This is a genomic window from Mucilaginibacter sp., from assembly GCF_039207105.1.
Taxonomy (GTDB): Bacteria; Bacteroidota; Bacteroidia; order Sphingobacteriales; family Sphingobacteriaceae; genus Mucilaginibacter.
This window is the reverse complement of record NZ_JBCECK010000232.1, coordinates 1-5,798: the sequence shown is the minus strand read 5'-3', so window position 1 is coordinate 5,798 and position 5,798 is coordinate 1. Positions and strand designations below refer to the sequence as shown.

The following is a 5,798-nucleotide window of genomic DNA, read 5'->3' as shown; positions in this document are numbered from 1 at the left end:
GCCTTAAAATTGTAAGGATTTTCAGTAAGTCACACGCCCAGCTTATGGTAAAAGGCTTATAGAGCTAAAGCGTGTTATTAAACAGCTAACGGCTATTTGAATATTCGGCTATATAGATGTGCAACTGTACGAATATTCGGATATTCAGCTATCTACATATTTGACTATAGGAATATTTAAATATTCAGCTATCTAAACATTCATGGGGTTGCAGTTTATATCGGTTAAGCTGACGGCAAAAAGAAAGACAATTAACTTTTGTACAGGCAGTGGATTTGACACCAACGGCTAACTCATTAGCCCTGCCTGTATATAATTCGGGAATACTCACGTAGGTATCTACATACCTGCCAAAACTGGCTGCCTATGGTTCATCCACACCGATCTTTTTATCATAACACGATGAAATAAAGATTGGGCTGACTGCACAATAATTCGCGGCTCATCACCGAAAATGCTTCTTCCCCCAATGTCAAAGACCTATGCTATCCGGCTAATGATGAATATTCAGCTATTCGGATATACAAATATACAGTTTTGCTATATTTTTGATAATTATTTAAGCAAAACGCTATATTTTAGATACAACAATCTGTTTATCAAAAAGATAAAATTATAGCGAACTAAAATTAATTCCTGAAAACGATAGGAAGTGCTAAGGTTTCGGCCTCTTTTTTGACGATCTTACATAGGCAATGACAGCAACTATTACGTAATAGGCGATAACTGCCGCTACCGGAATGTAATTCTCCATTTCGTTTTTCAAGGTTAGATTGAAACAAATATGGGAGTTGGTAAAGTAGTTGCAAATACGTAAAAAGTACGAAAATCGGAGTTAAAAAGTACTAATTTATATACTACGTAATTATACGTACAACCTAATATTTTACTGAATATCAGCTCAATAAAAAAAGCGTATAGTTGACTGTACAACTATACGCATATTCGACTATCTGGCTATTGGGCTATTTGCGATTTGACTTTAGAATGTTGATTAAATCAACCTTGTTCTTAGCTCCGGTTTTTAAAAACATATTCTGTGCATGGGTTGTAACCGTGCGCTCCTGGATAAAAAGCCGCTCGGCTATTTCTTTGTATTTCAAACCTTCGGATATCAATGCGGCTACTTCAATTTCACGCGCACTCAAATTGTAAGCTTGACAATTTTCTAAAAACCCATCGGCTTTGACTTCAATATCATTAACTGTTACCAATAAAGCTTCCAATCGTTTATTATCTTGCCTGGTTTGCTTTATGGCCTGTAAAATAAATAAGCTGGTAATGACCAGAAATCCCCCATTCATAATTAATACTTCCGGAACCTGACTTACCCGGAAATACGACAGAATAGGCATTGCCACCCAGGGTGCGATTGCGATCAAACTTAAATACATTTCATTGCTTTCGATCTTATCCCGGTCAACCTTCTCTTTTATTGATCTATACATGGCAATAACACAAATTATTGCGTACACACAAGGTATGATGACACCATGTTTTACTGCTCGGTCAATGTTACGGTTCACTAAATAGTCAATTCCAAAAAAAAGTGAAAACGGCGCTAAGAGAAATAGTAGTACCCCATATCGAGCATGAAATTTAAGGCGCTCTAAACCGAACGCCTTATAAAAGTAATAAGGTAAAAAACATGCTAAAACTATACCGCTACCCCAGGCTAAAATATTTTGAATAATCAATGGAACGCTTTTGTTGTGGGGGTCGGGATATAAGCCACCAAAAACATTATATACTATAAATAAGATCAGAAGTATTATATAATATTTTCGTTTCTTTTCAAATGGTCTTTGCAGGTAAAACAATAATTGATAGAGCAACATAATTACTTCAAATATTATGAAGATGAATGTTACAAGCTCCATGTCGGTATCAAACACTTTCATAGAATTGGTATCTCGTCACCCCTCCGAAGCATAAAAAGTTTATACCCAAAATCCAATTCATTATAAATAGAAAACCCGAACTTTTGATACCAGGGGATGTTCTTTATAGTGGATGTTTCTAAATAGATTGGTCGTTTTTGTATCTGACTGTCTTTAATGATCTCTTTAAGTAATTTGCTTCCAATACCGGCATTTTGTTCATCATTTTGCACGCCCAGGAACCATAAATAATATATAGGCTCATTGGGGTAATTGGCTTTTATAGCACTCTCGCGGCTCATAGCCTTACCTGCTCTGGTGATACCGATGGAGTTAAGGAGCAACTTAATATCAAGAAGTGTACTTTTAAATGAGAACTTCTTTTTATCCGGGTACATCACTAAGGCGCAAGCTTTTTTATCATCTGATAAATAAACCGCTCCATACATGAAGCAAATCTCAAATGAGTAGTCCATCAACGCTCTTATACGCTGCTGTTTGTTGCCTTCGGGATTAATGATGTAGTTTACGCTCTGGTTGTTCTCAAACGACTGGCTGAGAATTTCAATTACATGTGTTTTAAGGTTTCTGTCGGCTTTAATCATAGGTTAAATGATTTCGGTAATTATAGTTAAAAGTTTAATATTATTTCAATATTTATATACTACAACAATACCGGTTAGGTTGTCTTACAGCTAAAAAAATTTATAGACTTTTATATCTTTACAAATCGGTTACAAAAGCTTTTTTGCAAAAAGACTGGTACCGTTAACTTAATAACGACCTAATTACGGTTTTGCTATAATTAAACAGATTTGAATGAGTAAAGGTTTATGGGTGTTAATGAAAACGAGCAATTAAAGCTTATAAGAAAACGATTAGGATTTAGTCAAGCTGATTTTGCAGCAACACTCGGACTTACGCAAGGCGGTTACTCTGATATCGAGAGGGGTAAAAACGGGATATCGAAATCCGTAAAGTTAATGCTTATTAATGTCCACAAAGTAAGCATCCGGTTTTTAGAAGAAAATAAGGGTGAAATGTTGTACATCGAAACACCACCCGATCACTTAGACATAGAAAACACTACAACAGACCCTAATGCAACATCAGATACAAAAGATAGAATGATAGAGTTGCTTAAGGCCGATATACAAAGACTTAACTCCGAACGCGCGTTATATATTGAGCTATTACAATCAAAAGATAGGACAATCGCTGCACTTGAAAGGCAATTAAAAAAATAAAAATATATTTATATCAAGATATCAATATATAAAGATGTTTTCGTATCATTGTATAAACAAATCTTGATATGAAAACCATTGCTATACTTAATCACAAAGGGGGCACGGGCAAAACCACATCGGCGGCAAATATTGGAGCTGGGCTTGCGCTTCAAAAAAAGAAAACGCTGCTTATCGACATTGACCCTCAAACCAACCTTACAGAAGGGTTTGGGATAAAAGATGTTAAAACCACTATATATAACAGCATTAGGGATGGAGTTGATTTGCCGATCGTTCAAATCAATGAGTTTTTAGACTTGGTGCCATCGTCTTTAGAATTGGTAGGAGCTGAACTTGAACTGGTGTCGAGGTTAGCACGGGAAAGCATTTTGAAAAACCTCTTAAAGAAGCTAAAGGTAAAATACGACTATATAGTAATTGATTGTCCACCGGCATTAGGGATGCTTACAATTAATGCACTTGTACCTGCGGATACCGTTTTAATACCTCTTGAAGCTGAATTTTATGCATATAGGGGAATTGATCGAATGGTTGCAATAATATCGGATGTAAGAACCCATTACAATGAAAATTTAACAATTGGCGGTGTATTCATTACCAAGTGCAACCCTAAAAGATTATTGACTGAGCATATAACCGAAAGTGTAAAAAAACATTTTGGAGATAAACTCTTATCGAGTAAAATAAGGGTAAACGTAGCTTTGGCAGAAGCGCCAACCCAGGGGCAAGATATATTTAGATATGCACCAACCTCAAACGGCGCGACAGATTATGAAAACTTGGTTAAGGAAATTATAGGAAAACTTTAAGGTTATGGCAAAAAAAAACTTCGGGAATATAGAGGAAAACCAAAAAAACCTCACTGGTGCAAACGCATTGTTCAATACCCCCAGTAAAGACGAAAAAGCAGCAAAAAGAAAAAGTGATGCTGAGCTTGAAGAAGAAGAAGAAGTAACCGGCTATCCTTTAAGGATGAAAAAAGCCTGGCTGAAAGAATTAAAAATAATGAGTGCTAATCGTGGCGAAAGCGTAAAAAATCTGATTTTACAAGCTATAGCCGAAAAATATCACCTCTCTTAAATAAAGGCCCTTAACAGGGCCTTCATATTACTATCGTTGGTATACGTGTCGAGATCTTATCTATGAAATAATGCTATCATTTTTAAAAGATGCAGCTGCCGACAGCGGATTATTTTGCTATCATTAAGAAGTTAAGTATCTAAAAGGTTATCCAACTCACTGGTAAATTCGTTACGGATTAGTTTACCACTGCGTAGGTGATCAAAGAACTCTATATAATTAGACGGGCTTAAAAAATGAAAAATATATTGATGATTAATCTTTGCCTCCTTTAACGCCTGGTTCAAATCCTTAAAATGTTCGGTAGCATATTTAAATTTGGCTTTATTTATATCATTATCGGCTCCATCGTCTTTGATTTCAACGACTATGACATTATCAACCCCATTTTCCCGTATCAATATCAAAAAATCAGGATTAAATTTTTGCTGCGATTTAGTATGTGAACTGGATGTTTTAGTTAAACTAAATTCGATCTCGTAAAAATTTTGATTTTTTGATTTTACCCAGGAAGTAATAACGGCGGCATTGTCTTTCTTGCATAAATAGCTTACAAACTTTTCTTCTGGCTCACTACTGGTAAATATGATATCAATAGGAGTTTTGAAAAGGAAAGGAGTTATCTCGATAAAATTTCCGCGAAATGCTCTGTCCTCCTTGACTTCATCAAATGACTGCTGTGTTTTTAAATCAATTATTTCAGTCCCATAGTCGTTAGTATAAAAAACGGTTGTGTCACGTCGCAAATTACCCAATGAAGTTGCTTCACTCCCTCGGGAAGTAGTCGAAATTTCAAAAAAAGGATTAGGCTTCTTTACGGTGACAAGGCTCTTTGGTTTCTTTCGTAATAAAGTCCCAAAAGCAGATAAAATTGCATTTTTGTTGACCTTTGTAAGCTCGTCGCCATCAATCTTCTTTGCTTCCATTGAGTTTCTAATTATTCGCTCAATGGTTGATTTCGGAATTTGTTGAGTAGTAAACTCACCGTCCTTTAGTTTCAGCGCTATTCCTTCATACTTAAGGCTTCGAAATGCCTCATATACATGGTTTACAACGTTAGCTACCGTATCGGTCTCTTTTTTTACATTAAAAGTTCGGGTTATAACCTCACCTTTAAAGCTTACAAATTCAGTGTAAGTAGGAAACTCGGGCGTTTGTGATTGAAGCTTAATAAATTCTTCTTCATAGTTAAAAACTTCGGTTTCTTTAGTGGGAATTAAAGTCGTACTTCTTTCGTAATCGAAGTTATAAACTGAAAAATGATATTGAGCGCGGTCCCCTTCAATTAATGTACTGCTAATTATTTTAACCTCATATTCCAAAATTTCGTTTACCAAGTTTTTAATGCGATAGCTCCAACTATCATGATTATAGACAGTAACCTTAGCATTTTTATACTCTTCGGGTAAACGTAAGCCGCGCCCTAATACTTGAGCGATTAGTAGTTTTGAATTAAATGCCCGTTCTTCCATTGGGACTATTTGTAAAACGTTTTTAACGTCCCACCCCTCGGTAAGCATCGAAACAGAAATAATCCATTCAAATGTATTTTCTTTTAAATCAACGGTAGGCAAGTGAACTTTTACAT

Annotated in this window: 5 protein-coding genes and 1 pseudogene; 3 read left to right on the top strand and 3 right to left on the bottom strand. The window is 35.7% G+C overall.

Annotation, left to right across the window (positions count from 1 at the left end):
• Positions 1-965: 965 nt before the first annotated feature.
• Entirely contained in the window at positions 966-1,901 is a 936-nt protein-coding gene (locus tag AAGC65_RS24450; RefSeq protein WP_343115084.1) for a LuxR C-terminal-related transcriptional regulator, read from the bottom strand.
• On the bottom strand, positions 1,898-2,485 hold the full coding sequence (locus tag AAGC65_RS24445) for a GNAT family N-acetyltransferase (protein ID WP_343115083.1): 588 nt from the start codon (positions 2,483-2,485) through the stop codon (positions 1,898-1,900). Before AAGC65_RS24445 ends, AAGC65_RS24450 begins: the two co-directional genes overlap by 4 nt.
• Before the next feature lie 228 nt (positions 2,486-2,713).
• Between AAGC65_RS24445 and AAGC65_RS24440 the strand changes: the two genes are divergently transcribed.
• The 3 genes from AAGC65_RS24440 to AAGC65_RS24430 all read left to right on the top strand — a co-directional run bounded on the left by AAGC65_RS24440 (position 2,714) and on the right by AAGC65_RS24430 (position 4,210).
• Entirely contained in the window at positions 2,714-3,127 is a 414-nt protein-coding gene (locus AAGC65_RS24440) for a helix-turn-helix transcriptional regulator (RefSeq protein WP_343115082.1), read from the top strand.
• A 68-nt stretch (positions 3,128-3,195) separates the two neighbouring features.
• The gene (locus tag AAGC65_RS24435; RefSeq protein WP_343115081.1) at positions 3,196-3,939 is read left to right on the top strand and encodes a ParA family protein; all 744 of its coding nucleotides are present in this window, start codon (positions 3,196-3,198) and stop codon (positions 3,937-3,939) included.
• A 4-nt stretch (positions 3,940-3,943) separates the two neighbouring features.
• Positions 3,944-4,210 (top strand): hypothetical protein, encoded by a 267-nt coding sequence (locus tag AAGC65_RS24430; protein WP_343115080.1) that lies wholly within the window; start codon positions 3,944-3,946, stop codon positions 4,208-4,210.
• A gap of 131 nt (positions 4,211-4,341) precedes the next feature.
• Here the strand turns inward: AAGC65_RS24430 and AAGC65_RS24425 are convergent.
• A pseudogene (locus AAGC65_RS24425) lies at positions 4,342-5,798 on the bottom strand (restriction endonuclease subunit R); the annotation flags it as partial.